This is a genomic window from Micromonospora sp. DH13, assembly GCF_020873825.1.
GTDB lineage: Bacteria > Actinomycetota > Actinomycetes > Mycobacteriales > Micromonosporaceae > Micromonospora > Micromonospora haikouensis.
Genome location: NZ_JAHWGR010000035.1, coordinates 53,583 through 79,237 on the forward strand (window position 1 = coordinate 53,583; position 25,655 = coordinate 79,237).

The window sequence follows — 25,655 nt, forward strand, 5'->3', positions numbered from 1 at the left end:
AGGACGGTGAGGTTTCGGTTACGTGTCCGATCCTCGCGGTTCACGGCGGAACGTGGCGGCCGTCCGCACCGGAAAGACGGTGCCAGACCCGGTCGCGGGTGAACGGCAGGTCGGTGAAGCGGACCCCGGTCGCGTCGCGCAACGCGTTGGCCATGGCCGCGGCGACCGGGTTGAACGGGCTCTCGCTCATCGACTTCGCCCCGGCCGGCCCCACCGGGTCGGCGGTCCGCGCGAAGTGCACCTCCGTACGCGGCACGTCGGCGAAGGTCGGCAGGTGGTAGTCGCGGAAGCCGGTGGTGGTCACCCGGCCCCCGGCGTCGAGGCGGACGTGCTCGGCGAGGGTGGCGCCGAGCGCCTGCGCCACGCCCCCCTCGACCTGGGCGCGGCACTGCATCGGGTTCAGCACCGTGCCGGCGTCCGCGGCGTGCACGCTGCGCAGCACTGTGATCTCGCCGGTCTCGGGGTCGACGGCGATGCGGAACCAGTGGACGTTGAACGCCACCGACCGCTCGGCACCGTCGGCGTGCCCGGTGGCGGTCGGCGGGGTGCCCCGGGCGGCGGCCAGCCGGTGCAGGTCGGCCAGGGGCAGCGGCGCGCCGCCGCCGTGGACGGCGTCGGGGCCCAGCCGCAGGCCGGCGGGGTCGGCGCCGGGGCGGGCCCCGGCCGCGAGGTCGAGCAGCAGCGCGCGCAGCGCGGTGGCCGCCCGGAGCACGGCGGTGCCGGCCACCGTCGTGGCGGTGGAGGCGAACGCGCCGGTGTCGTGCCCGACCAGCGCCGTGTCCGACTGCCGGACCCGGATCCGGTCCACCGTGGTCTCCAGCACGTCGGCGGCGATCTGCCGGTGGACGGTGGTGGAGCCGTTGCCGAACTCGGCCGTCCCCACGTCGAGCTGGTAGCCGCCGGCCGGGGTGAGGCTCAGCCGGGCGCGACCGTGGTGTCCCCCCGGCGGCCCGGTGGCGATCATGGCCAACGCCGATCCCTCGCCGACCAGCCATCCGGCCGGCGCGTCGGGCCCGGTGCCCGGCCGCGCCGCCGCCGAGCGGACGACGTCGAGGCACTGGTCGAGGCCGTAGCTGCGGATCGCGAGGTCGGCCGCGTGGCCGGCCGGGGTGACCAGGTCGTCGCCGTCGCGGACGACGTTGCGGGCGCGGAACTCCTCCGGCGCGACGCCCAGCCGGCGGGCCAGCTCGTCGACGGCCGACTCGACGGCGAAGGAGACCTGGCCGAGGCCGTACCCCCGGAAGGCCCCGGCCGGGACGGTGTTGGTGTAGACCGCGAAGGCGTCGATGCGCGTGGCGGGACACCGGTAGACGGCCACCGACTCCGCGCAGCCGTGGAAGAGCACCCCCGGGCCGTGGTTGCCGTACGCGCCGGTGTCCGAGACCACCCGCAGCCGCAGCGCGGTCAGCGTCCCGTCGCGCCGGCCGCCGACGCGGACCCGGACGGTGAACGGGTGCCGGGTGGTGGCGGCCGTGAACTGCTCGGCCCGGGTGAACTCCAGCTTCACCGGCCGCCCGGTGCGCAGGGCGGCGAGCAGCGCCACGTCCTCGACCAGCATCTCCTGCTTACCGCCGAAGCCGCCGCCGACCCGGCCGGCGACCACCCGGATCCGCTCGGCCGGCAGGTCGAAGATGCGGGCGAGGGCCCGCCGGGTGAGGAACGGCGTCTGGGTGCTGCTGCGCACGACGATCCGCCCGTCCGGGTCGAACGACACGATGGCGCAGTGCGTCTCCAGGTGCGCGTGCTGCACCCGCTGGGTGCGGAACGTCTCCTCGTACACCACGTCGGCGGCGGCGAACCCGGCGGCGACGTCGCCGCACTCGCCGTGCAGCTCGGCGGCCACGTTGCCGGCCGGTCGGGCGATCCGCGACCGCGCGCCCTTGTCGCCGTGGATCGCCGGCGCGCCCGCCCGCATCGCCCGCTCGGGGTCGGTGACGGCGGGCAGCGGCCGGTAGTCGACGCGGACCAGGGCGCAGCCCTGCTCGGCGGCGGCCTCGGTCTCGGCGACGACGGCGGCGACCCGCTGCCCGACGTGCCGGACCACGTCGTCGAGGACCCGGGTGTCGGCCGGGTCGTCGTCGGCGTTCTCGTGCTGGGCGGTGGAGAAGAGCGCCGCCGGGGCGTCCCGGTGGGTGAGCACGGCGAGCACGCCGGGCACGGCCAGGGCCGCGCTCGCGTCGACGTCGACGATCCGGGCGTGCGGCAGCGGGGAGCGGACCAGCCGGACGTGGGCCAGGCCGGGCACCGAGACGTCGGCGGTGAACCGGGCCGCGCCGGTGACGATGTCGGGCCCGGCCGGGGCCGGCAGGTTGCGGCCGACCGCCCCGCCCGGTGCCGCGTCCTCGGTGGTGCGGACGCCGTGCAGCGCGTCGGCGATCGACCGGTACCCGGTGCACCGGCACAGGTTGCCCTTCAGGGCGGCGGGCAGGTCGGCGCGCTGCGCCTCGTCGAGGGCGACGGCGGTCATGATGAACCCGGCGGTGCAGAAGCCGCACTGGAAGCCCTGGGCGTCGAGGAACCGCCGTTGCGTCTCGGCCCCGCCGGGCACCGCGGCGACGCCCTCGATGGTGGTCACCTCACGGCCGACGGCCCGCACGGCCGGATAGAGGCAACTGTGCACCGGCACGCCGTCGACGTGCACCGTGCACGCCCCGCAGTCGCCGGTGTCGCAGCCCTTCTTCACCCCGAACCAGCCCTGTTCCCGCAGGTAGCCGCGCAGGCACTGGCCGCCGGTCGGCGCGACGGCGCACGGCTGGCCGTTGACCCGTACGCTCACGGCGCCGTCACCCGTGCCAGCTCGGCGCGGACCTGCTCGGCCAGCCGCAGGGTCATCCGCCGCCGCCACGCCGGCAGGCCGTGCACGTCGTCGTACCAGTCCGCGGCGGGGATCCGGGCGTCCAGCAGCTCCGCCAGCTCACCCGGCCGGGGCGGGCCGGGCAGGGCGACGCCGACCGGACGCCGGGTGGCGGCGGTCACGGTGAGGGTGAACGCCCCGGTGTCGGAGTCCCGGTGGCCGACGACGAGCGCCGCCGAACGGCCGAGCGGGTGCAGCGACGCCCGCCGCAGCGCGAACCGGCCGCCCAGCACCCGCGCGGGCAGGCGGATCGTGTGCAGGTACTCGTCCGGGCGCAGCACCGTGACGCCCACGTCGCGGACCAGCTCGGTCGCCGGCACGCGCCGTTGCCGCCCGGCCAGGTCCCGGATCAGGCAGCTCCCCGCGGCGGCGGTGACCAGCGAGATCATCGGCCCGGCCGGCAGCGCCGCGCAGAGGTTGCCGCCGACCGTCGCGACGTTCCACACCTTGAACGAGGCGAGGAACGCGTCGCAGCAGTCCCGGATCAGCGGGCCCAGCGACGGCCAGCACGGCGGCGGTGCGTACCGGGACAGCTCGGCGACGGTGCAGGTCGCGGCGACGTCGAGGCCCGGCTCGCCGGGGTCGGGGCTGACCCGCAGCGGGGGCCAGGCCAGGGTGGTGAGGTCGCGCAGCCGGCGGACCTGCGGTTGCGGCTGCGCGAAGAGGTGGGTGCCGCCGCCGAGCCAGCGGTCGCCCTCCCGCCACGCGTCGGCGTCCGCGGCGATCACGTCCTGCACGGTGAACAGGTCCACAGGCATCGCGCTTTCGTTGGGGGCGGATGCCGCCGGCCGAGGTGCCCGGGGTGCGGGCGGGCCGGCGGCGGTGGCCGTTGAGGGGAATCCAAGCAACCCGGCCGCCGGCCCGACAATGCGCGCCGGCGACAACGCCGCCGGGGGCGGGACCGTCCCGGTTGGACGAAGCTCCAAACCGGGGCGGGTGTCGCCGGGACCGGGGCGGACACCCTTGACAGCCTCCCGGCCCGCTCCGCATGGTGGGCCGGTCGACGCCCGTCCGGGCCGCGCCGGGACCGCCGGTGGCCCGGCGCGGGCATCGGCAGGCGTGGGCGCTCCACCCGGCGCGAGGGAGACGTCGTGCAGCTGTCCCGTACCCCCGGTTCACCCCCCGCCGTCGCCGGGCTGGTGCTCGCCGCCGGCGCCGGCCGCCGCTACGGCAGGCCCAAGGCGCTCGTGCACCACCGCGGCTCGCTGCTGGTGGAACGCGCGGTGCGTACCCTCGTCGGGGCCGGCTGCTCGCCGGCGCTGGTGGTGCTCGGCGCCGCGGCCGACCGGGTCCGCGCCGACGCCGACCTCTCCGCCGCCCGGGTGGTGGGCAACCCCCGGTGGGCCACCGGGCTGGGCTCCTCGCTGCGGGTGGGGCTGCGGGCGCTGGCCGGCACCGACGCGGTGGCCGTGGTGGTGCTGCTGGTCGACATGCCGGGGGTCTCCGCCGAGGCGGTGCGGCGGGTCGCGGCCGGCGCCACCCCGGCGTGCCTGGCCACGGCCGGCTACGGGCCGGGCCGCCGGGGTCATCCGGTGCTGCTGGGCCGGGAGCATTGGCCCGGCGTGTGCGCCTGCGCCGTCGGTGACAGCGGCGCGGGCGGCTACCTGCGGCAACGGCTCGACCGGGTGCGGATCGTGCCGTGCGCCGACGTGGCCGACGACGCCGACCTCGACGTCCCGCCCGCCGGCCCCGCCGCCACCGGGTCCGCCACCGCCACGCCGCCCCCCGCCACCGGGTCCGCCGACGACGGGTGGCCCGACCGTGGATGAGGTGCTCGCCGAGCTGGTGCGCCGCTGCGCCGACGGCGACGCCGTCGGCCTGGCCACCGTCGTCGAGACCTGGCGCAGCGCGCCCCACCCGGCCGGCACCGCGATGCTGGTCGGCCCGGACGGCTCGGTCACCGGCAGCGTCTCCGGCGGCTGCGTCGAGGCCGCGCTGCACGACGCCTGTCGCCAGGCCGTGCGCACCGGGCGGCCCGCGCTGCTGCGCTTCGGGGTGGCCGGCGCCGACGCGTTCGCGGCGGGCCTGACCTGCGGGGGAACCATCGAGGTGTACGTCGAGCGGGTCGACCGCGCCGGCTTCGCGGAGCTGCCGGTGCTGGCCGGTGCCGTCCGCGCGGGCACGGCGGTGGCGGTGCTGACCTGCGTGCAGGGGCCGCCGGGGCGGCTCGGCCGGCGGATGGTCGCCGGGCCGGACGGCCACCACGGCAGCCTCGGCGACCCCCGGTTGGACGAGGCGGCGCTGGCCGCCGGCCGCCGGCTGCTGGCCGAGGGTCGCAGCGGGCCGGTGCGGCTGCCGCCCGCCGGTCCCGGCGCGGCGGGGCGGGTGCGGGTGCTGGTGCGTTCCTATCCCCCGCCGCCCCGGTTGATCGTGTGCGGCGCGATCGACGTGGCGGCCGAGCTGGCCCGCATCGGCGTCGTCCTCGGCTACCGGGTCACCGTCTGCGACGCCCGCCCGGTCTTCGCCACCGCGCGCCGCTTCCCGCAGGCCCGGGAGGTGGTGGTCGACTGGCCGCACCGCTACCTCGCGGCCGAGGCCGAGGCGGGGCGGCTGGACGGGCGCACCGCCGTGTGCGTGCTCACCCACGACCCCCGGTTCGACGTCCCGGTGCTGCGGCTGGCCCTCGACCTCCCGCTGGGCTTCGTCGGGGCGCTGGGCTCCCGGCGGACCCACCACGACCGGCTCGGCCGGCTCCGCGCGGCCGGCGTCACCGAGGCGGCGCTGGCCCGGCTCAGTTCCCCCGTGGGCCTGGACGTGGGGGGCCGCGACGCCGCCGAGGTCGCGGTCAGCATCGCCGCGGAACTCGTCGCGGTGCGGCACGGCCGCGCGGGCGGCCGGCTGCGCGACGCCACCGGCCGCATCCACGGCTGACGCGCCCGCTCGCTGCGGCTGCGGCTGCGGCTGCGGCTGAGCGTGGTCGGGCCCGGCGGGCGCTGGACGAACGTACAACGGCGGTGCCGGGAAGTCCGGCGGTTTTGGTCGTCGCGGCGCTGTCGACCCCACCGGTCGGCCTGTTTGACTGCTCCTGCGACGGGCGGGCCAGGGGAGGCGACCGGTGACACGGATCGAGGAGTTCAACGCGCTCGCCGCGCAGCGGGCCGAGGACGATCTGCTGGCCTGCTGCGCCGTGCCCCGCTGGGCCCGCGAGGTCGCGGCCGGGCGGCCGTACCCGGACCTGGCCGCGCTGCTGGCCGCGGCGCACGCCGCCAGCGCGGGGCTGACCTGGCCGGAGGTCGCGCAGGCGCTCGCCGCCCACCCGCGCATCGGCCAGCGCCCGGCGGGGCAGCGCCGGGAGGACGGCTGGTCGCGCGGGGAACAGTCCGGCCTGGACGCAGCGTCCGCCCGGAGCCGGGCCGACATCGCCGAGGCCAACGAGGCGTACGAGCGCCGCTTCGGGCACCTGTTCCTGGTCTGCGCCGCCGGCCGCAGCGACGCGGAGCTGCTCGCCGCCGCCCGGGACCGGCTGGCGCACGACGAGGCCACCGAACGGGAGGTGGTACGCGGGGAACTGGCGAAGATCGCCGCGCTGCGGATCAGGAAGCTGCTCGATGGGCCGGCCTGACGCGGGGGCGACCGCGCCGCTGTCCACGCACGTGCTGGACACGGTCGTCGGCGCGCCCGCGCCGGGCATCGGCGTCCGGCTCGACCGGCTCGACGGCGCGCGGTGGCGGCAGGTCGCCGCCGGCCGCACCGACGCCGACGGCCGGCTGCGCGACTGGGTGCCGGCGGCACAGTGGAGGGTCGGCCGGTACCGGCTCGTCTTCGGCCTCGACGGGCACCTCGGGCCGGATCCCTTCTTCCCGGAGGTGGTGCTCACCTTCGCCGTCGGCGACCCCGCGGCGCACCTGCACCTGCCGCTGCTGCTCAGCCCGTTCGGCTACACCACCTACCGAGGGAGTTGACAGATGGGAATCGTGCTGGGGCCCAACCGGTACGGCAAGGCCCAGGTGCGCGTGGTCCACGTGGTCCGCGACGGCGACCGGCACACGCTGCGGGACCTCGACGTGCGGACCGCCCTCGCCGGCGACCTGGCCGCCACCCATCTCACCGGCGACAACAGCCAGGTGCTGCCGACCGACTCGCAGAAGAACACGGTGTACGCGTTCGCCCGTAAACACGGCGTCGCCTCCCCCGAGGCGTTCGCGCTCCTGCTGGCCCGGCACTTCGTGCACAGCCAGCCGGCCGTCCGGCGTGCCGAGGTGGCGGTGCGGGAGTTCGGCTGGCAGCGGCTCGGGCAGCACTCCTTCCAGCGCGGCGGCGCGGAGACCCGCACCGCGACGGCCACCTACGACGGCGAGACCGCCCGGGTCGTGTCGGGCCTGACCGACCTGGTGCTGTTGAACACCACGAACTCCGAGTTCCACGGCTTCGTGCGCGACGAGTACACGACGCTGCCGGAGACCACCGACCGGATCCTGGCCACCGCCGTGGACGCCCGCTGGCGGCACCTCGACGCCGACGCCGACTGGGACGCCGCCCACCGGCAGGTGCGCGAGGCGTTGGTCGCCGCGTTCGTCGAGACGTACAGCAGGTCGTTGCAGCAGACCCTGTACGCGATGGGCCGCCGGGTGCTGGAGGCCAGGCCGGAGGTGGCGGAGATCCGGCTGTCGCTGCCCAACCGGCACCACATCCCGGTCGACCTGTCGCCGTTCGGGCTGGACAACCCCAACGCCGTCTTCGTCGCCACCGACCAGCCGTACGGGGTGATCGAGGGCACCGTCGGCCGCGACGGCGTCGCCCCGGCCGACGGCGACTGGTGACGCCGTGATCGTCATCGACAACTGCGCCGTCGCCACGGTCGACGCCGCCGGCAGCGAGCACCGCGCCGGGCACGTGGTGATCGGCGACGACGGGCGGATCGCCGCCGTCGGGGCCGGGCCGGCCGGGCCGGTGGACCCGTCGGCCCGCCGGATCGACGGCACCGGTTGCCTGGCCACCCCGGGCCTGGTCAACACCCACCACCACCTCTACCAGTGGGTGACCCGGGGGCTGGCCCAGCAGTCGGACCTGTTCGGCTGGCTCACCACCCTCTATCCCGTCTGGGCGCACCTGGACGCCGACATCGTCCACGCGGCGTCGGCCGCCGGGCTGGGCTGGCTCGCCCTGTCCGGCTGCACCACCAGCACCGACCACCACTACGTGTTCCCCCCGGGCCGCGACGACCCGCTGGCCGCCGAGATCGAGGCCGCCCGGCGGATCGGGCTGCGCTTCCAGCCGTGCCGGGGGTCGATGGACCTCGGCCGGTCGGCGGGCGGCCTGCCCCCGGACTCGCTGGTGGAGGAGACCGAGGCGGCGCTGCTGGCCACCGAGGCCGCCATCGACCGCCACCACGACCCGTCCCCCGGCTCGATGCTGCGCGTCTCCGTGGCCCCGTGCTCGCCGTTCTCGGTCACCGGCACCCTGATGCGGGAGTCCGCCGCGCTGGCCCGGCGGCGGGGGGTCCGGCTGCACACCCACCTCGCGGAGACCGTCGAGGAGGAGGAATACTGCCGCGCCACCCACGGCTGCACCCCGGTCGAGTACGCCGAACAGCTCGACTGGCTCGGCGACGACGTGTGGCTGGCCCACGGCGTACACCTGGACGACCCGGCGGTGGCGAAGCTGGCCGCCACCGGCACGGCGGTGGCGCACTGCCCCAGCTCGAACGCCCGCCTCGGCGCGGGCACCGCCCGCGTGCCGGACCTGCTCGCCGCCGGGGTGCCGGTGGGCCTCGGCGTCGACGGCGCGGCCTCCCAGGAGGCCGGCCAGCTCGGCGCGGAGCTGCGCCAGGCGCTGTACGCGGCCCGGCTGCGCGGCGGCCCGGCTGCGCTGACCGCCCGGCAGGCCCTCGCCCTGGGCACCATGGGCGGGGCACGGTGCCTCGGCCGCGCCGACGAGATCGGCTCGCTGGAGGTGGGCAAGCTCGCCGACGTCGCGCTCTGGCGCGTCGACGGGCTGGGCCACGCCGGCATCGACGACCCGGTGGCGGCGCTGGTGCTCGGCCCACCGGCGCCGCTGGCGCTGCTGCTGGTCGGCGGCCGGACCGTCGTCGAGGACGCGGAGCTGCGCACGGCCGACGCCGACGCCCTCGCCCTGGCGGCCACCGGCGCGCACCGCCGGCTGCTGGAGCGGGCCCGATGAGCTACGACCTGGTGGTGCGGTCCCGCCGGGCGGTGCTGCCGCAGGGGCAGCGGCCGGCGGCGGTCGCCGTGGCCGCCGGCCGGATCGCCGCGCTCGCCGGTTACGACGCGCCGCTCGACGCCGTCGTCGACGAGGACCTGGGCGATGTCGCCCTGCTGCCCGGCCTGGTGGACACGCACGTGCACGTCAACGAGCCCGGCCGCACCGAGTGGGAGGGTTTCGCCAGCGCCACCCGGGCCGCCGCGGCCGGCGGCGTCACCACCCTGGTCGACATGCCGCTCAACAGCGTCCCGCCGACGGTCACCGTGGCCGCGCTGGAGACCAAGCGCGCCGCCGCGCGGGGCCGCTGCCACGTCGACGTCGGGTTCTGGGGCGGCGTCGTGCCGGGCAACCTCGGCGACCTCGTGGCGCTGGACCGGGCCGGGGTGTTCGGCTTCAAGGCGTTCCTCGTCGACTCCGGCGTGCCGGAGTTCCCGCCGGTCGACGCCGTCCTGCTGGAGCGGGCGCTGGCGGCGGTCGGCGCGCTCTTCGTCGTGCACGCCGAGGACCCGGGGTCGGTACGCGAGTCGCCCCCGTCGCCGCGCTACGCCGACTTCGTGGCGTCCCGGCCGCCGGCGGCCGAGCGCTCCGCCGTCGCCACGGTGGTGGCCGCCGCCCGCCGCACCGGCGCGCGCGTGCACGTGCTGCACCTGTCGTCGGCCGGGGCCCTGCCCGAGCTGGTCGCGGCGCGGGCCGACGGCGTGCGGCTGACCGTGGAGACCTGCCCGCACTATCTCGCGTTGACCGCCGAGCAGGTGCCCGACGGCGCGACGGAGTTCAAATGCTGCCCGCCGATCCGGGACCGGGGCAACCAGGACCGGCTCTGGGCGGCGCTGGCCGACGGCACGGTGGACTGCGTGGTCAGCGACCACTCGCCCTGCCTGCCCGAGCTGAAGCGGGCCGACACCGGCGACTTCGCCGCCGCCTGGGGCGGCATCGCGTCGGTGCAGCTCAGCCTGCCGGTGGTGTGGACCCAGGCCCGTCGCCGCGGGCACGGCCTGGCCGACGTCGTCCGCTGGATGGCCACCGGCCCGGCCGACCTGGTCGGGCTGCGCGGCAAGGGACGGATCGCGGTGGGCGCCGACGCCGACCTGGTGGCCTTCGACGCGGACGCGGGCTTCCGCGTCGAGCCGGGCCGGCTGCACCACCGGCACCCCGTGACGCCGTACGCCGGCCAGCGGCTGACCGGGGTGGTGCGGGCCACCTGGCTGCGCGGCGAACCGGTCACCGGCGACGCCCCGCGCGGCCGGCTGCTGCGGGCGGGTGCGGCATGAGCAACCCGCCCGACCCGGCCCCGCCCCGCCCCGCCGACGGCGCCCAGCCCGACCTGACCGACCTGACCGCCCTGCCCGATCTGGCGTCGCGCGCCTTCGGCGGCGGCGTGGTCGCCGCCAACGACGAGTTCTTCGCCGCCGCGGACAACCTGGTCGATCCGCTGCCGCCGACGTTCTCGCCCCGCACGTTCGCCGCGAAGGGCCAGGTCTACGACGGCTGGGAGACCCGCCGCCGCCGCGAGCCCGGCTCCGACCACGCCATCGTCCGGCTCGGCCTGCCGGGCGTGGTGCGGCTGCTGGTCGTCGACACCAGCTTCTTCACCGGCAACTATCCGCCGTTCGCCGCCGTCGACGGGTGCGCCGTCGACGGCTACCCGGGGCCGGACGAGCTCGCCGGGGCGCGCTGGGTGCCGCTGCTCGACCGCTCGCCGCTGGCCGGGGACAGCCGCAACGTCTTCCCGGTCGACGTGCCCCACCACGTCACCCACGTGCGGCTCACCATCTTCCCCGACGGCGGCGTCGCCCGGCTGCGGGTGCACGGGGACGTGGTGCCCGACCCCCGGCTGCTGCCCGACGTGCTCGACCTGGCCGCGACGGAACACGGCGGCCGGGTGCAGGCGTGCAGCGACCGGTTCTACGGTGCCCCGCAGAACCTGCTCGCCCCCGGCCCGGCCCGGGTGATGGGCGAGGGCTGGGAGACCGCCCGCCGCCGCGACGACGGCAACGACTGGGTGCTGGTCCGGCTGGGCGTGCCGGGGGTCGCGCAGTTCGTGGACCTCGACACCAGCCACTTCAAGGGCAACGCCCCGGGCCGGGCCACGCTGCGCGCCGCCGACGAGCGCCACGGCGACCTCGCCGACCCGGCGGCGTGGTTTCCCCTGCTGCCGGAGACCCGGCTGCGGCCGGACACCCGGCACCGCTTCCCGGTCGACGCGCCCCGCGCCGCCACCCACGTCCGGCTGGACATCTTCCCCGACGGCGGGATGGCCCGGCTGCGGGTGACCGGCCGGATCGACGCCGCCGGCCGGGACGCCCTGGTCGCCCGCTGGCGGCGCACCCGGCCGCCGACGGCCGGCCCCGGCGGCGGCTGAGCCCGGCCGGTCGCGGCGGGCCGACCGGCGCCGGCCGGGCGCGGCGGGCACACAGCTTCCTGACAGTTGGCGGCGATCCTGGGCACCGGCGCGACCGCGTCACGCCGAACGTCCGACAGGAAGGCGTCACGATGAGGAAGTACCCGATGGCCGCGCTCCTCCTGGCCGTCATGATCGGTGGCACGGGGTGCTCGAACACCGGATCCGACCAGACCGACACCGCCGAGCCGCCGGAGGTGGCCACGCTGCGCAGCGACGCGCCCTCCGTCGCCCCGTCGGCGTCTCCGGCCGACGAGCGTCCCCGCGAGCGCCTCGACGACACCGAGGAGGACGCGAAGGCGCGCGCGAGGCCGTACGAGAAGTGCATGGCCGACCACGGCGTCGACATCCACCGGGAACGGGCCGGCGGCACCACGTCGGGCCGGATCGGGAAGGCGAACAATGCCTGCGAGAACCTGCTGCCGCTGCCGCCGTGGGAGCTCGACCCGGCCAACCCGGAGGCGAGGGACTTCGCGCGAGACGTCGTGGCGTGCCTCAAGGAGAAGGGCGTGCGCTACGTCGAGGTCAACCCCGACGGCCCGGGCTGGTCGTTCGGCGGCGAACAGAACGACGCCGAGTCGATCTCGAAGGGCATGCGGTTCTCGCCGGAATGCGAGCGTGAGGTCGCCGCGAAGCGCAAGTGACCGCACGGACCGGAGGCGCCACCCGCGATCGGGTGGCGCCTCCGTCGTTCTCCGCCCGCGACGGTGCGGTCGGTCGCCGCCCTCCCCCGCGTGCTCCTTCTTCCCCGCGACGGTCAGGACGAGGCGAGCGCCTCGGTCGGCGTGAGCCGGGCGGCCCTGATCGACGGGTAGACGCCGGCGACGACGCCGACCACGACGGCGCCGGCGAGCCCCGCGAGCGTCGCCGGCAGCGGGACCACGACCGGCCAGCCCTGGTGGACCGCGTACGCGGCGGTGGCGGCCAGGCCGACCAGGGTCCCGGCGACACCGCCGAGGGCGGCCAGCGCGGCCGACTCGGTGAGGAACTGGGCGCGGATCTGGCCCCGGTGCGCGCCCAGCGCCCGACGCAGGCCGATCTCGGTGCGGCGTTCCCACACGGCGATCACCATCGTGTTCGCCACCCCGATGCCGCCGACGAGCAGCGCGACCGCGGCGAGACCGAGGAGCAGGGCGGAGAAGGCGCCCTCGGTGGCCCGCTTCGCGGCGAGGGCGTCCGACGGGCGGGTCACCACGACCTGGCCGGGCTGCACCGGCGAGACGGTGGCGGGCAGGACGGCGCGGACGGTCTCGATCGCCGACTCCCGGCACTGGACGTAGATGACGGTGGGATGGCCGTCGAAGCGGAGCTGGCTGCGGGCCGCCTCCCAGCCGACCAGGACCGAGCGGTCGATGTCGGGGGAGAGCGGCGTGGCGGCGAGGATGCCGACGACGGTGAACCACCGGTCGCCGATGATCACCATCGGCGCCGGGCCGCCGGTGGCGGGCAGGTCCGCGAATCCGAGCCGGGTGGCGGCGACCGAGCCGAGCACCACGGTCGGGAACCGCTCGGTGACGGGGTCGAGCCAGCGCCCGGAACGCACCGTGGCGTTGATGGCCCGCGGCAGGTCGAGGCGGGCGGCGAGCACGGTCAGGCCGGAGCCGTCGCGGGCGTCGGTGCGGTCGTTGCGGCGGACCAGCGCGTGGGTGTTGGCGACCGCGCTCGCGACCGTGACCGGGCCGATGCGCTGCACCATCGCCACGGACTCCTCGGGCAGCTGCGGTGGCGAGTCCGTGCCGGGTTGCGCCATGACCTGGAGGCTGTTGGTGCCCAGGGCGGACAGTTCGCGCAGCAGCGCCGCCTGGCTGGCGGCGGGGACGCCGGTGACCAGGACCGTGGTGGCGATGCCGATCGCGATGCCCAGGGCCGAGAACGCGGCCCGCATCCTGCGGGTACGGATGCCTAGCAACCCGACGTCGAGCAGGTCGAGCGGGGAGAGGCGGACGGGGCGGATCATCGGACGGCCGCCGTGTCCCGCACGAGCCGGCCGTCGCGGATCTCGACGCGGCGGGGCAGGCTGGCGGCGATCTCGTTGTCGTGGGTGATGACGGCGATGGTGGTGCCCTCCTCGTTGAGTCTGCGCAGCAGGCGCAGGACGGCGTGCCCGGTGCCGGTGTCGAGGGCGCCGGTGGGCTCGTCGGCCAGCACCAGGGCGGGTCCGTTGACGATGGCCCGGGCGATGGCGACCCGCTGGCGTTCGCCACCGGAGAGCTGGGCCGGGCGGTGGCCCACCCGGTGGGCGAGGCCGACCCGGTCGAGGGCGTCGAGCGCGAGCGCCCGGCGACGCCTGCGCGGGACACCGGCGTACAGCAGGCCGGTGGCCACGTTCTCCGCGGCGGTGAGGCCCTCGGCGAGGTGGAACTGCTGGAAGACGAAGCCGAGCCAGCGGCCCCGCAGGGCGGAGAGCTGACGGTCGGAGAGCGCGGCGACGTCCTGCCCCGCGATCCGGATGGTGCCGGAGCTGGGCCGGTCGAGGGTGCCCATGAGGTGGAGCAGGGTCGACTTGCCGGAGCCGGACGGCCCGACGATGGCGAGCAGTTCGCCCTCGGCGATGTCGAGGCAGATCCCGCGCAGCGCGTCGACCCCGCCCGGGTAGCGCCTGCTGACGTCGCGCGCGGACAGGACGGTGCTCACGAGGTGGTCACCACCCGCGTGCCCGGGGCGAGCCCGTCTCCGCTGATCTCGACGAGGCCCTTGGCGAACATGCCGGTCTCGACCGCGACCAGGCCGCCGCCCTCGACCTGGACGGCGTAGCCGCCCTCGGCGAGCGCCAGCAGCGCGCCGACCGGCGCGACGAGGACGTCCTTGTGGGTCTCGGCGACGAAGTCGACCTGCACGTCGGCAAAACTGATCTTGGCGACGGCGGCGGACTTGTCCAGGGTGACCGTCACGGTGACCCTGGCCGGGCCGCCGCCCGTCGGGTCGTCGCCCGCCGCGGCCTGCACGGCCTGGCCGACGGCGGCGACCTTGCCGCCGACCGCGCTCTCGTCGGGCAGCCGCACGTCGACCACGTCGCCCGGCTCGACCGAGGCGGCGTCACCGACGTCCATCTGCACGGTGACCACCTTCGCGGTCTGGGTGACCGACATCAGCGGGGAGTTCGCGCTGTCCCCGGGCTGGGCGGCGACCGAGTCGACCCGGACCGCGCCGACGAGCACCGCCACGTCCCCGGGCTCGACCGCGCCGGTCGCCGGGACCCCCAGGTCGTTCTGCCAGCGCTTGACGGCCGCGCGCAGCCCGGTGGTCAGGACGGCCTCGCCCCGGCCCACCGTCACCGCCGGCCGGGACGCGGCCGGCGACGGAGCCGGCGACGGGACCAGCCGGGTGCCGGGCCTCGGCTGGTCGCCGATCTCGTAGCCGAGGGCTTCGAGGTTGTCGGCGACGATCCGCACGTCCCGACCGACCGTGCCGAGGTCACGCAGCGGGCGGTACAGCGGCATCCCGCCGTAGAACAACGGCACCGGCCGGTCGTCGACGCGGTAGAGCTGCTTTCCGCGCCGGACCGCCGCCCCCGGCGCGGGCAGCCACGTCACCGTGCCGTCCCTGCCGCCCTTGAGCACCCGGGCGGCGCCGTAGCCGAGGGTGCCCGGCAGCGACTGCGACATCGACATGTCCTGCCGCGCCAGCGCGACGCTGCGCACCCCGGCGGGTTCGTCGACGGCCGGCGGTCGTCCGCTGTCCCGGCCGAACCAGACGACACCCGCCGTGACGGCCAGCACCGCGAGGACGACGGCGGGCACCACCAGCCTCGGCAGGCGTCGGCGGCGCGGCGTCGGTTCCGCGCCGACGACCGGGATGACCTGAGTTTCGGTGTCCGACGGTGGCACCGTCCGGGGCAGTGACATGGCGCGATCGTGGCCCGGGAATATCAGGATCCTGTCAGGCCCGGGCGTGACCTTTTCCGCACCGCCGCCGCGCCGCGCGGCGCACCGCCCCTGGGCTGCCCGGGCGCGGCGCGACCCACGTCGCGGCCGAGGTCGCAGCCGGTTCGGGGCCCGACGCCTGACCTATAGTCCCCACCATGTGCGCACAGGTGATGCTCGCGGAGGACGACCGGCGGCAGGCCGAGGCGCTGCGCCGTTACCTGGCCGCGGAGGGACACGAGGCGACGGTCGTGCACGACGGCGAGGCGGCGCTGCGGCAGGCCCGGCAGCAGCCGTTCGACCTGCTCGTGCTCGACGTGATGCTGCCGGGGCTGGACGGCATGCAGGTCTGCCGCATCCTCCGGCAGGAGTCGGACGTGCTGATGCTGATGCTGACCGCCCGGTCGAGCGAGGACGACCTCCTGCGCGGCCTGGACCTGGGCGCCGACGACTACATGACCAAGCCGTTCAGCCCCCGGGAACTGGTGGCCCGGATCCGGACGCTGCTGCGGCGCGTCCGGACGACGGGGCAGGACTCCCCCGTGCACCGGGTCGGGCGGCTCACCGTCGACGAGCCACGGCACACCGTGACCGCCGGTGGCGTCCCGGTCGACTGCACCGCCGGCGAGTTCGCGATCCTGGCCGCGATGACCCGCCAGCCGGGGCGGGTGTTCACCCGTGGCCAACTGCTGGAACACACCCGGGGAGTCGAGCGGGAGTCGACCGAGCGCACCATCGACGTACACGTGATGAACCTGCGCCGCAAGATCGAGCTGAACCCCCGCCGCCCCCAGCAACTGCTGACCGTCTACGGCGTCGGCTACAAGCTCAGCCCCGGGGCGCCGTGAGACGGCAGCGGGTGCCGCCGCACCGCAGTCTGGTGGTGCGGCTGCTGGCCACCTCCCTGCTGGTGGCGGTCTGCGCGATCCTGGCGACCACCTGGCTGGCCGTGCAGTCGACGACCCGGGCGATCCGGCAGGAGCAGGGCCGCTCGCTCGCCGACGACAAGAGCATCTACGACACGATGCTGGGCTACGCCGCCACCCACCGGGACTGGTCGCAGGTGGCCCCCGTGCTCGCCGAGCGGGCCGGCAAGCTCGAACGGCGGATCACCCTGATGACCCCCGACCGGCAGGTCATCGCCGACACCGCGCCGCAGGGCCCGTCGCTGCACGCGGCGCGGCCGTCGGCGACCGTCGACCCGCTGCAGGTGGACCTGGGCCTGACCGGCGGGACCGAGCGGATCGACCCGCGCGCGCTCGGGCCGTACGTGCTGACGACGCAGGAAAGTGCCTTCAGCCGGGCGCTGGCCACCCGGTGGCTCGGCTGCATCCGCGGCGAGTCCACCCTGGACGGCAAGGTCGTCGTCGGCCCGGGCGGGCGGGCGTCGGTGCAGGTGAACGGGCCGGACGTGCGCGACGTCGCCGGCTTCTGCCTGCCGACCGAGCTGGCCGAGCCGCTGCCGAGCGAGGCCAAGGGGATCGCGCAGCTGAGGACCGCGACGAAGACCTGCCTGCGCGAGGCGGGGATGCCCGACCGGGTCACGATCAGGGCGGACCGCACCGCGACCCCGAGCGGCGACGCCCGCGTCGACCGGCAGACCGACGCCTGCCTGCAGAAGGCGCGGCTCGCCCAGCTCAGGTCGTACGTGGCCCCGCCGGCCCTGCTCTTCGTGACCGACGAGGCCCAGGGCACCGCCGAACCGGTGTTCAACCTGTCCCGGGACAACGCGATCCGCATCGCCCAGGTGACGGGAACGGTGCTGGCCGCCACCGTGCTGATCACCGTCCTGGTCGGGCGGCGGCTGGTCCGGCCGCTGCGGGCGCTGACCGACGCCACCCGGCGGCCGATGGACGAACAGGCCCGGGTCCCCGTGACCACCCGCGACGAGATCGGCCTGCTCGCCACCGCCCTCAACGACCTCGCCGCCCGGCGGGAACAGACCGAGGCGCTGCGCAAGAGCATGGTCAGCGACGTGGCGCACGAGCTGCGTACGCCGCTGACCAACATCCGCAGCTGGCTGGAGGCCGCCCAGGACGGCCTCGCCCAGCCCGACGCGCAACTGCTCAGCCTGCTGCTCGACGAGGCGCTGCTGTTGCAGCACATCATCGACGACCTGCGCGACCTGGCCGCCGCCGACGCCGGTGACCTGCGCATCCACCGCGAGCCGCACTTCGTGGCGGACCTGCTGGAGCAGGTCGTCGAGGCGCACCGGGGCGCCGCCGAGGCCGCCGGGGTGCGGCTGGGCACCGAACTGCTCGCCGACCCGGAGCTGCCGGTCGACGGCGCCCGGCTGCGGCAGCTCGTCGGCAACGTCGTCGCCAACGCGGTCCGGCACACCCCCGCCGGCGGCTCGGTCACCGTGCGGTGCGCGGTGCACGACGACCAGGTCGCCATCGCCGTGTCCGACACCGGGACCGGCATCGCGCCCGCCGACCAGGCCAGGGTCTTCGACCGGTTCTGGCGGGCCGACGACTCGCGGGCCCGCAGCACCGGGGGCAGCGGGCTCGGCCTGTCGATCGCCCGCAAGCTCGCCGAGGCCCACGGCGGCACGATCGGCCTCGAGAGCGTCCTCGGCCGGGGCAGCACCTTCACCATCCGGCTGCCGATCGCCGAGCCGGCGGCCGCCGGTCACCGCCGTCCCGTCGCCGGGCGGTAGCGGAGCGGGGCGGCGCCTGTCGGGCCGCCGGACCGGCCGCAGGGTGGGCTTAGTGCTCACCGCCCGCCGCGGCGCAGCACCAGCGTCACGAAACCCAGCACGTGGCGGTATCCGCGCAACCACTGGTCGCGGTGCTCCCGGGCAGCGGTGAGCGCCTCGGCCGCGTCCGGGTGGCCGGGGTTGTCCAGCGCCCACTCCGTGAGCGAGCCGATCCACGACCATTCGTAGTCGTCCCACTCGGCGGCGTCGCTGACGTGGGCGTACGTCGGCGTCCAGCCGGCCCGCTCGGCGGCGTCGACCAGGCCGGCGAGGTCGGTGAACTCCTCGGGCTTCGCACCGAGCGCCGCCAGCGCCTGCGGGGTCGGTGGGACCTGCCAGAACCCCTCGCCGACCAGGAGGACGCCGTCGGCGTTCACGTGCCGGCCGGCCAGCTTTAGCGTCCCGCCGAACCCGCCGAACGCGTGGGTCGAGCCGACGCACAGCACCAGGTCGTAGTCGCCGTCGGGCACGTACGTCCGTGCGTCGCGCCGGTGCAGGGTGAGCCGGTCCGCGAGGCCGCGCGCGTCGGCGGCGCCGGCGGCGCGTTCGAGGGCGTACGCGCTGACGTCCACGCCGTCCGCGTGCCCGTCGGGATAGTGGGCGAGGGCCTGCAGCGCCCAGGCCGCCTCGCCACAGCCGAGGTCGAGGACGCGGGCCGTCGGTTGCCGGCCCGCCCGGCGCAGGAGCCGGTTGACGTTGACGCCGAAGATCGGGGCCGCGATCGGGTGGCGCGAGTGCGCGATGCTGCTGAGCCGTTGACGATCCACCGCCCGAGTCAACACGACTCCGGTCGCCCCCCGCACCGGGGTTGTCGGGCCGGGCGCGGCGACGCCACGGGCGGACCGGTCACGGCGGGCTCAGCGGCCTGGCCTTCTGCGGGTGGAGCGTCTCGTGGCGGGCCAGCATGGCGACGAACTCGGCGATCTTCCGCTCGCGGGTCTCCGCGCGCTTGACGGCGTTGAGGCGGTAGACGAGAGCGAACCGGTTGGCCTTGGTGAGCACGTCGAACATGGCCTGGGCGGCGGGGTCGGCGGCGATGGCGGCGAGGAGGTCGGCCGGCACCTCGGCCTCCGACGACGGGGCGTAGGCGGCCGTCCACCGCCCGTCGGCCTTGGCGGCCTCCACCGCCGCGCGGCCCGGGGGCAGCATCCGCCCGTCCGCCTCCAGCCGGGCCACGTGGGCGACGTTGCGCTGCGACCAGACGCTGCGGGGCCGGCGCGGGGTGAACCGGATCCAGGAGCTCTCCTGGTCCCGCTTGCGGGCCTGCCCGTCGATCCAGCCGAAGCACAGGGCCTCGTCGACCGCCTGCTGCCAGGTCAGCGTGGTGACGGTGCCGCCCTTGCGGGTCAGGGCGAGCCAGACGCCGGGCGACGTGGCGTGGTGGGCCGACAGCCACGCGCGCAGCGCGTCGGAGTCCGCGACGATCAACTCGTCCAGTTCGGCACTCGCCATGACGGCAGGTTAGCCCGCTGCGGCGGTGGCGGTGGCCGCACCCTGCCGGCCATCGACCGCCACCAGCGGCTTCCGCCCGACATTCCCACGCTCGACCCGCAGCACGCCGCACGTCTGATGCAGCTCACGGCGAAGCTGCCCGACTGACTGCGCGCGGTGTCACGCCTGGTATGCCCGCCACTGTTCGGCCGGGGTGAGCGGCACGAGCGGGGGCCGCTCCACGACCGTGGTCAGCTCGATCCGCCGGCCCTCGGCCGCCGACCGCAGCAGGGCGGTCATCGTGTCGAGCACGTGCAGCGCCACGTCGCCGCCGGCCCGCGGCGGACGCCGACCCCCGGCGGTGACGGCGTCGATCAGGCCGACGCCCCGGGAACCGTCGACGTAGCCGGCCCCCGGTGGCACGACCTGCCATTCGGTGCCGCCGAGCGCGAACAGCCGGACCTCGCCGTCGAAGTAGTTCGGGTCGGGCACGGCGAGCGTGCCGGTCTCCCCGTGCACCTCGATCGGCGCGGCCGTCGTCGCGACGCCGTCGAAGCTCGTGGTGAGGGTGGACAGGGCGCCGTCGGCGTGTTCGAGCACGCCGGTGACGTGGGTGTCCACCAGCACCGGAACCCGCTGGCCGAGGCGCGGGCCCGAGCCGATGACGCGCTCGGGACGCAGCCGGCTGGCGGCTCCGTGCACCGCGCGGACCGGCCCGAGCAGGTGGACGAGCGCCGAGATGTAGTACGGCCCCATGTCCAGCAGCGGCCCCCCGCCCGGGGCGTAGTAGAAGTCGGGGTGGGGATGCCAGCGCTCGTGCCCCGGGGTGACCATGACGGCCGACGCGGACAGGGGGCGGCCGATGAGCCCGCCGTCGATGGCGGCGCGCGCCGTCTGCGTGCCCGTGCCCAGGACGGTGTCCGGCGCGCACCCGACGCGGACGCCGGCCGCCGCGGCCCGGTCGACGGTCGCCCGGCCGTCCGGGAAGGTGGCGGCGAGCGGCTTCTCGACGTACACGTGCTTGCCCGCGTCGATCGCGCCGAGGGAGATCTCGGCGTGTGCCGCGGGGATCGTGAGGTTGAGCACCGTCTGCACGTCGGGGCGGTCGAGCAGGCGCTCGACGGTCACCGCCTCGGCTCCGGGAAGCCCGGCGGCGGTCGCGGCGGACCGGGAGGCGTCGAGGTCGGCCACCGCCACGATGTCCACCGCCGGGTGGTTCGCGAGCGTGTCCAGGTAGGCGCGGGAGATGACCCCGAGCCCTACGACGCCGACGCGGTGCGGGTCGCCCACACCATCCCCCTCTCGATGACGGTACGGATGCTCGGGTGCTCCAGCACGTCGAGGCTGTGCCCCGGGGTCGTCACGACGACACGCCCGGCGCCCCACTGCCGGGTCCAGATCGCCGGCGAGGTGACCGGCCGGTGCCACGGCTGCCACGGCTGCGCCGGGTGGGTGGTGGTGGCCAGCACCTCGATGAGGTCGTCGTGCAGCACCCAGTACTGCTCGGTGACCAGCTCGATGTCCGGAATCCCCGCGGTGATCGGATGCTGCCGCCCCAGGTCGGTGACGCGTACCGTGTGCGGGAGGAAGTTGTCCTCCGCCCCACCGCGGCGCTCGCACGGCTCCTTGCCCGGATGGGTCGCGAACTGGCCGCCCACCAGGTGCAGATAGTCGGACGACATCCGGAACGAGTCCACGATGCCGCCGTGCCAGCCGGTGAACCCCGTCCCGGCGACGACCGCCGCGCACAGGCCCGCCACCTGCTCCTGGGTGATCTGCGACATCGTCACGCACTGCACCACGAGGTCGGTGCCGGCCATCTCGTCGGCGTCGGCGTAGACGTCCGTCGACTCCTCGATCCGCACCGCGTAGCCGCTGCGCTCAAGGAACGGAAGGAACAACTCCGTCGCCCGGACCGGCTCGTGCCCCTCCCATCCGCCCCGAACCACCAGCGCTCTGCGCCGCGTCATCCTCGCTCCCTCCCCGGGTCGCCGCCCCGCCCGCCGACGCCGGCCCGGCGGGACGCCCCGATGCCTGTGCCCGTCGCGCAACCGTACTCACTCGACGGTGGATGCGGCACCGGCCGGGTTCGGGGCGCGGTCGGGATGACCTCGGCCGTCCGGGGCGCGCCCGAGGCCGGTCACCCCGGTCCACCAGCGCGGTTGCCGCGTACCGGCCCTGCGGGCAAACTCCTTCCTGATCTGACTGAACCGTCGACCGGTTCAGCCCGTTGAGGGGTCGAATCCGCAGCCTGCCGAGGAGCGCCACGGTGCCACTGACCTCCAAGCCCTACCGCCAGCGCCTGGGACGGCTCGTCGGTGCGTTGCGGCGACGGATGCCCCGGCTCCCCGGCCCGCCGCTGGTCACCCGGATCGCCGCCGGCGTCCTCGTGCTGGCCCTCGCCGTGCTGGCCGGCTTCGCCGCGAGCGCCGGCTTCGGCACGGCCACCGCCGAGACGGTGCGCGAGGGCAGGCCGGTCCCCGCCGACCAGGCGCAGATGATCGCCCAGGCCGCGCTCTCCTGCCCGACGCTCACCGCCCCGCGCCTGGCCGGCCAGCTCATGGCCGCGTCGGGCTTCGAGCCCGACGCGCGCACCGGCAACGGCGGCTCCGGGGTCGCCGGCCTGAGCGACGAGGTCTGGCAGCGCTGGCGTCCCTGGCCCGACGCGCCCCGGCTGGACGTCGCGGCGAACATCGTCGCGCTCGCCCACCACATGTGCGACCTCGTCGGGCAGCTCCGGCACGGCGACATCGACGGCGACGCGTGGGAGCTGGCGCTCGCCGCCCACCACTCGGGGTTCTCCGTCGTGCAGGCCGACCGGCGCATCCCCGACGCGGCGGCCCCGTACGTGCGCACCGTCGCCGGATACACGGCGTGGTATTCCCGGCAGCCCGACTTCGACCGCGACGCCGCCGCCGGCCCGCCGACCGCCGCCCAGCCGGCGCCGGCCGCCGGCAGCGCGCCGCGCGCCATCCCCCAGGAGCACCTGGAGCTGATCCTCGCCGCCGGCAAGGTCTGCCCGGCGGTGACGGCGGCGAAGATCGCCGGCCAGCTGATGGCGGCGTCGGGGTTCAACCCGCACCTGCTCGGCGCGAACGGGGCCCAGGGCGTCGCCCAGTTCCTCCCCACGCTCTGGAGCCGGTACGCCACCGCCGGGCAGTCGCCGTGGGAGCCGGCGGCGGCGATCCCCACCCTCGCCCGGACGATGTGCGCCCTCACCACCGACCTCGCCGGGCTCGCCGCCGACCCGTACCCGATCGCGCTGGCCACCTTCCAGTGGGGCCCGGGGGTGCAGGCCGGCGGCGCACCCAACCTGTCCACGGTGGAGCAGCACGCCGGCCGGGTGCTCGCCTACGCCGCCTTCTACGCCCAGGACCCGCGCCTGGGTGGCCGTCCGTCGCCGCGCCCCACCGTCGCGCCCGCCGTCCCCACCGGACCGGCGCTGGCACTGCCCACCCGCAGGCCCGATGCGGGCGGCGGCGCGTCCCGCCCGGCCGCCGCGACGACCAGGACCACGCCCGCGGCCCCCCGCCCCACCCCGACGACCCCCCGGGCGACCACCGCGGCACCCGCGGCGACCAGCTACCAGATCAAGGGGTACGGCGGGAAGTGCGTGCACGCGCCCACGGCCGCCGACGGCCAGCAGCTCGTGCTCTGGGGCTGCGGCAGCTCGACCCGGCAGAAGTGGACGTTCGGCGGCGACGGGACCGTCCGCATGGGCAAGCTCTGCATCGACCTGGCGGACGCCGCCACGGCCGACGGCACCCGGGTCCAGCTCGCGACCTGCAACGGCGGCTGGGCCCAGAAGTTCTGGGTCAACCCCTCCGGTGACCTGGTCAACTCGGTCGTCGGCAGGTGCGTCGAGGTGCGGGACTGGTCCACCGCCAACGGCACCGGCCTGCAGCTGGCCACGTGCAGCGGCGGGGCCAACCAGAAGTGGACGAAGGTGCGCGGCTAGCGGGGGGCGCCGAGGCGCGCCGACACCACGGCCGTGCCGTCGGCGTCGGCGACGGCGAAGAACGCCAGGGTGGCGACGGGGACGGCGATCTCGCCGGTGACCTCCTGCGTCCCGGCCGTCGCCGTCCACCGCGCCACCTGGTGCGTCCGGGTGTCGGCGGCGACCGCGTAGAGGCGGTATTCGACCCCGGCGGTCAGGCCGACCACGGTGGCCCGCACGTCGGCGACCGGGCCGGGCCGGTCGGCGCGGGCCGAGACGGTGACGGAGAGCCGCGCGGTGGCGCCGACCCCCTCCACCGTCACGCCCGCGTTGACCGGGTTGACGGTGGCCGGGCCGGACTCGGGGGCCCTGCCGGCGTAGCGCTGGCCGAGGGAGACGCCGAGGGACACCGCCGCGACCACGGCGAGCCCACCGGCGACGAGCCACAGCCGGCGGCCACGCCGGGCCCGGTCGGGGGCGTGTCCGGCCGGACCCCGCCCCGCCGGACCGGTGGCGCCCGCCGGGCGGCGGCCCGGCCGGCTCCGACCCGTGCCCCCGCCGGGATCCGGCTCGACGGTCGGCCCGGCGGGCGGGGTGGGGTCGGTGCCGGCGGCCCGGGCGGAACCGGGGCCGGCGGCGGGCTCGGCGGCACGGGTGGAGTCGGTGCCGGCGGCGGGCTCCTGGTCGGCGCGGGCCACGGCGGGCGGGGCCGGCTCCTCGGCCGGGGCGGGCGCGGAACCGACCGCGAGCAGTTCGGCGGCCTCGGCGCTGGTGAGCCCGGAGAACGCGGTCACCAGCGGGCCCAGCCGGTCGCACTCGTCCAGGCAGAGGGAGCACGTCCCGAGGTGACGTTCGAAGTCCTGTTCGCCCTGCGGGTCGAGGTCACCCCACAGGTAGGGGGCGCACAACTCCAGTGGGGCGTGGGCCACCGGACCGGGGGCGTCGCTGTCGCTTCGGAGGTCGGTCATGGTCCGTCAGCTCTGCTCGGGGAGGCAGCGCCTCGCGGTTCTGCCGCCGCAATCGTATGCCATCGCGGTGGCGGCGGACGCCTCACGCACCGTCGACCGTCCCGATGACGGCGCGCAACGCGCGCAGGGCGTAGTAGGCGCGGGACTTGACCGTGCCCTCGGCGATGCCGAACGCGGCCGCGATCTCGGCGGTGGACAGCCCCCGGAAGTAGACGGCCTCCACGACCCGGCGGTGCTCGACGCTGATCTTCGGCAACGCGTCCCGGATGGTCTGCGTGGTCACCACGCCCTCGGCCACGTCGCCGGTCGCCGGCATCCGGTTGAGGTCCAGCGAGCCGACCTCGGCCGGGCGTGCCTGCCGGGCCCGCGCCACGTCGATGGCGACCCGGCGCGCCACGGTGAACAGCCAGCGCCGCTGCGTCTCCGGGTCGACGGCGAGGTTGTCGATGTTGCGCCAGGCCCGGACCATCGTCTCCTGGAGCAGGTCCTCGGCGAGTTGCCGCTCACCGAGAGCCAGCCGCAGCAGGAAGCGGAACAGCGGATCGGCGTGGGCGTCGTGCAGCGCCCGCAGCCGCGCGTCGGGCGGGAGGTGCGCCGCCGACGACGTGGCCTCGACGTCAGCCGGAGACGAAGCCCGGTCGTCGACCCGGGTGTCGCCTGCGACCACCTCGATGCCGGCCCCGCCCGGCGCTTCCGCGTCCGGCACGCGAGAAAGACCTGCCACCCGGCGCCTCCCCAGCACACTCACCGTCCGCGTGACCGGCTGCGCAGGCGCATTAGGACAATCGATCACACGGCGACTCAGGAGAGCATACGGGTAGCCCGCCGACGGCCCTTCGCTGCTGTCGCCCGGTGACGGGCGGCGGGGTCGGGTCCCGTGGGCGCGGCCGGACCGCCGCACCCGTGGCGCGGCGGTCACGGCGTCCGCCACCGGCTAGACATGGGCGGCCGCCGCGGGGGTGACGTCCTCGGCGCGCAGCGTACGCAGGTCCGCCACCGTCGGCCCGGTCAGGCCGCGTAGCCGGCCCGCCTGCCGGGTCACCGCCTCGTCGAGGACCTGGCGGGCGTACCGGCCGTTGCCGAAGGCCCGGCCGTGGGGCACCTGCTCGAAGTGCCGGCGCAGGGCCGTCAGGGTGTCCCCGGGGCAGTCGTAGCCGCCGGCCCGGGCGATGCCCTCGAAGATGGCGACCAGCTCGTCGGCCGTGTACGGGGCGAAGTGGATCCGCCGCGAGAAGCGGGACGCCAGTCCGGCGTTCGCGGCGAGGAACTGCTCGATCTCCGCCTCGTACCCGGCGACGATCACCACCACCTCGTCGCGGTGGTCCTCCATCAGCTTGACCA

At 76.3% G+C, this 25,655-nt stretch carries 23 protein-coding genes and 1 pseudogene; 12 read left to right on the plus strand and 12 right to left on the minus strand.

The genetic code is table 11. The annotated features are described in order from the left end of the window. Positions 1–40: 40 nt before the first annotated feature. The gene (locus LPA42_RS27205) at positions 41–2,776 is read right to left on the minus strand and encodes a molybdopterin cofactor-binding domain-containing protein (protein ID WP_077937340.1); all 2,736 of its coding nucleotides are present in this window, start codon (positions 2,774–2,776) and stop codon (positions 41–43) included. Continuing rightward, a complete protein-coding gene (locus LPA42_RS27210; protein WP_228986946.1) occupies positions 2,773–3,612 on the minus strand; it encodes an FAD binding domain-containing protein in 840 nt (279 codons plus the stop codon). Before LPA42_RS27210 ends, LPA42_RS27205 begins: the two co-directional genes overlap by 4 nt. Before the next feature lie 333 nt (positions 3,613–3,945). On the opposite strand from LPA42_RS27210, the gene LPA42_RS27215 reads away from it, so the two are divergent. The 9 genes from LPA42_RS27215 to LPA42_RS27255 all read left to right on the plus strand — a co-directional run bounded on the left by LPA42_RS27215 (position 3,946) and on the right by LPA42_RS27255 (position 12,061). Then, a complete protein-coding gene (locus LPA42_RS27215; RefSeq protein ID WP_228986947.1) occupies positions 3,946–4,623 on the plus strand; it encodes an NTP transferase domain-containing protein in 678 nt (225 codons plus the stop codon). Further along, a complete protein-coding gene (locus tag LPA42_RS27220; protein WP_077937338.1) occupies positions 4,616–5,725 on the plus strand; it encodes an XdhC/CoxI family protein in 1,110 nt (369 codons plus the stop codon). Before LPA42_RS27215 ends, LPA42_RS27220 begins: the two co-directional genes overlap by 8 nt. Before the next feature lie 184 nt (positions 5,726–5,909). Then, positions 5,910–6,416, plus strand: a complete 507-nt coding sequence (uraD, locus tag LPA42_RS27225) for a 2-oxo-4-hydroxy-4-carboxy-5-ureidoimidazoline decarboxylase (RefSeq protein ID WP_228986948.1) — start codon at positions 5,910–5,912, stop codon at positions 6,414–6,416. Next, positions 6,403–6,756, plus strand: coding sequence for a hydroxyisourate hydrolase (gene uraH, locus LPA42_RS27230; protein WP_077937336.1), 354 nt, complete (start codon positions 6,403–6,405; stop codon positions 6,754–6,756). Before uraD ends, uraH begins: the two co-directional genes overlap by 14 nt. Positions 6,757–6,759: 3 nt before the next feature. Continuing rightward, complete coding sequence (pucL, locus tag LPA42_RS27235) at positions 6,760–7,614, plus strand: factor-independent urate hydroxylase (protein ID WP_077937335.1); 855 nt, start codon at positions 6,760–6,762, stop codon at positions 7,612–7,614. Between the two features lie 4 nt (positions 7,615–7,618). Further along, on the plus strand, positions 7,619–8,974 hold the full coding sequence (locus tag LPA42_RS27240; protein ID WP_077937334.1) for an 8-oxoguanine deaminase: 1,356 nt from the start codon (positions 7,619–7,621) through the stop codon (positions 8,972–8,974). Beyond that, positions 8,971–10,287, plus strand: a complete 1,317-nt coding sequence (allB, locus tag LPA42_RS27245) for an allantoinase AllB (RefSeq protein WP_077937333.1) — start codon at positions 8,971–8,973, stop codon at positions 10,285–10,287. The genes LPA42_RS27240 and allB overlap by 4 nt, the downstream gene beginning before the upstream one ends. Continuing rightward, positions 10,284–11,378, plus strand: a complete 1,095-nt coding sequence (gene alc / locus LPA42_RS27250) for an allantoicase (protein ID WP_228986949.1) — start codon at positions 10,284–10,286, stop codon at positions 11,376–11,378. The genes allB and alc overlap by 4 nt, the downstream gene beginning before the upstream one ends. A 131-nt stretch (positions 11,379–11,509) precedes the next feature. Further along, entirely contained in the window at positions 11,510–12,061 is a 552-nt protein-coding gene (locus LPA42_RS27255; protein WP_228986950.1) for a hypothetical protein, read from the plus strand. A 113-nt stretch (positions 12,062–12,174) separates the two neighbouring features. Here LPA42_RS27255 and LPA42_RS27260 read toward each other — a convergent pair whose 3' ends face one another. Genes LPA42_RS27260 through LPA42_RS27270 form a run of 3 tightly spaced genes read right to left on the minus strand, consistent with a single transcriptional unit; the run spans position 12,175 to position 15,262 of the window. Continuing rightward, positions 12,175–13,374 carry an ABC transporter permease gene (locus LPA42_RS27260; protein ID WP_077937328.1) on the minus strand — a complete coding sequence of 400 codons (1,200 nt, stop codon included), beginning with the start codon at positions 13,372–13,374 and terminating at the stop codon, positions 12,175–12,177. Beyond that, positions 13,371–14,051, minus strand: a complete 681-nt coding sequence (locus tag LPA42_RS27265; protein ID WP_077937327.1) for an ABC transporter ATP-binding protein — start codon at positions 14,049–14,051, stop codon at positions 13,371–13,373. Before LPA42_RS27265 ends, LPA42_RS27260 begins: the two co-directional genes overlap by 4 nt. Beyond that, the gene (locus LPA42_RS27270; RefSeq protein WP_198956522.1) at positions 14,048–15,262 is read right to left on the minus strand and encodes an efflux RND transporter periplasmic adaptor subunit; all 1,215 of its coding nucleotides are present in this window, start codon (positions 15,260–15,262) and stop codon (positions 14,048–14,050) included. The genes LPA42_RS27265 and LPA42_RS27270 overlap by 4 nt, the downstream gene beginning before the upstream one ends. 176 nt (positions 15,263–15,438) lie before the next feature. Between LPA42_RS27270 and LPA42_RS27275 the strand changes: the two genes are divergently transcribed. Both LPA42_RS27275 and LPA42_RS27280 read left to right on the plus strand, forming a co-directional pair. Continuing rightward, a complete protein-coding gene (locus tag LPA42_RS27275) occupies positions 15,439–16,128 on the plus strand; it encodes a response regulator transcription factor (protein ID WP_077937326.1) in 690 nt (229 codons plus the stop codon). Then, entirely contained in the window at positions 16,125–17,939 is a 1,815-nt protein-coding gene (locus tag LPA42_RS27280) for a cell wall metabolism sensor histidine kinase WalK (protein ID WP_228986951.1), read from the plus strand. The genes LPA42_RS27275 and LPA42_RS27280 overlap by 4 nt, the downstream gene beginning before the upstream one ends. A gap of 56 nt (positions 17,940–17,995) precedes the next feature. On the opposite strand, the gene LPA42_RS27285 is transcribed toward LPA42_RS27280, so the two are convergent. From LPA42_RS27285 to LPA42_RS27300, 4 genes are all read right to left on the minus strand, one after another. Further along, positions 17,996–18,745 carry a cyclopropane-fatty-acyl-phospholipid synthase family protein gene (locus LPA42_RS27285; protein ID WP_077937324.1) on the minus strand — a complete coding sequence of 250 codons (750 nt, stop codon included), beginning with the start codon at positions 18,743–18,745 and terminating at the stop codon, positions 17,996–17,998. Positions 18,746–18,824: 79 nt separating this feature from the next. Next, positions 18,825–19,430 (minus strand): YdeI family protein, encoded by a 606-nt coding sequence (locus LPA42_RS27290; RefSeq protein WP_077937323.1) that lies wholly within the window; start codon positions 19,428–19,430, stop codon positions 18,825–18,827. A gap of 159 nt (positions 19,431–19,589) precedes the next feature. After that, on the minus strand, positions 19,590–20,699 hold the full coding sequence (locus LPA42_RS27295; RefSeq protein WP_077937322.1) for a Gfo/Idh/MocA family protein: 1,110 nt from the start codon (positions 20,697–20,699) through the stop codon (positions 19,590–19,592). Beyond that, complete coding sequence (locus tag LPA42_RS27300; protein ID WP_077937321.1) at positions 20,669–21,379, minus strand: ThuA domain-containing protein; 711 nt, start codon at positions 21,377–21,379, stop codon at positions 20,669–20,671. The genes LPA42_RS27295 and LPA42_RS27300 overlap by 31 nt, the downstream gene beginning before the upstream one ends. Before the next feature lie 299 nt (positions 21,380–21,678). On the opposite strand from LPA42_RS27300, the gene LPA42_RS27305 reads away from it, so the two are divergent. Beyond that, positions 21,679–23,367 carry a ricin-type beta-trefoil lectin domain protein gene (locus tag LPA42_RS27305; protein ID WP_228986952.1) on the plus strand — a complete coding sequence of 563 codons (1,689 nt, stop codon included), beginning with the start codon at positions 21,679–21,681 and terminating at the stop codon, positions 23,365–23,367. Here LPA42_RS27305 and LPA42_RS27310 read toward each other — a convergent pair. The 3 genes and pseudogenes from LPA42_RS27310 to LPA42_RS27320 all read right to left on the minus strand — a co-directional run. After that, entirely contained in the window at positions 23,364–24,314 is a 951-nt protein-coding gene (locus LPA42_RS27310) for a hypothetical protein (protein WP_077937319.1), read from the minus strand. The two genes, LPA42_RS27305 and LPA42_RS27310, sit on opposite strands and share 4 nt — an antisense overlap. A gap of 82 nt (positions 24,315–24,396) precedes the next feature. Further along, positions 24,397–25,038 (minus strand): sigma-70 family RNA polymerase sigma factor, encoded by a 642-nt coding sequence (locus tag LPA42_RS27315; protein WP_228986953.1) that lies wholly within the window; start codon positions 25,036–25,038, stop codon positions 24,397–24,399. A gap of 210 nt (positions 25,039–25,248) precedes the next feature. After that, a pseudogene (locus LPA42_RS27320) lies at positions 25,249–25,655 on the minus strand (ATPase); the annotation flags it as partial.

What these genes read in the sequence shown, in the direction of transcription:
- LPA42_RS27210 (WP_228986946.1), bottom strand. Translation starts at nt 3,612, where the DNA reads ATGCCTGTGGACCTGTTCACCGTGCAGGACGTGATCGCCGCGGACGCC.
- uraH (WP_077937336.1), top strand. Translation starts at nt 6,403, where the DNA reads ATGGGCCGGCCTGACGCGGGGGCGACCGCGCCGCTGTCCACGCACGTG.
- pucL (WP_077937335.1), top strand. Translation starts at nt 6,760, where the DNA reads ATGGGAATCGTGCTGGGGCCCAACCGGTACGGCAAGGCCCAGGTGCGC.
- allB (WP_077937333.1), top strand. Translation starts at nt 8,971, where the DNA reads ATGAGCTACGACCTGGTGGTGCGGTCCCGCCGGGCGGTGCTGCCGCAG.
- alc (WP_228986949.1), top strand. Translation starts at nt 10,284, where the DNA reads ATGAGCAACCCGCCCGACCCGGCCCCGCCCCGCCCCGCCGACGGCGCC.
- LPA42_RS27255 (WP_228986950.1), top strand. Translation starts at nt 11,510, where the DNA reads ATGAGGAAGTACCCGATGGCCGCGCTCCTCCTGGCCGTCATGATCGGT.
- LPA42_RS27260 (WP_077937328.1), bottom strand. Translation starts at nt 13,374, where the DNA reads ATGATCCGCCCCGTCCGCCTCTCCCCGCTCGACCTGCTCGACGTCGGG.
- LPA42_RS27270 (WP_198956522.1), bottom strand. Translation starts at nt 15,262, where the DNA reads ATGTCACTGCCCCGGACGGTGCCACCGTCGGACACCGAAACTCAGGTC.
- LPA42_RS27275 (WP_077937326.1), top strand. Translation starts at nt 15,439, where the DNA reads ATGTGCGCACAGGTGATGCTCGCGGAGGACGACCGGCGGCAGGCCGAG.
- LPA42_RS27290 (WP_077937323.1), bottom strand. Translation starts at nt 19,430, where the DNA reads ATGGCGAGTGCCGAACTGGACGAGTTGATCGTCGCGGACTCCGACGCG.
- LPA42_RS27300 (WP_077937321.1), bottom strand. Translation starts at nt 21,379, where the DNA reads ATGACGCGGCGCAGAGCGCTGGTGGTTCGGGGCGGATGGGAGGGGCAC.
- LPA42_RS27310 (WP_077937319.1), bottom strand. Translation starts at nt 24,314, where the DNA reads ATGACCGACCTCCGAAGCGACAGCGACGCCCCCGGTCCGGTGGCCCAC.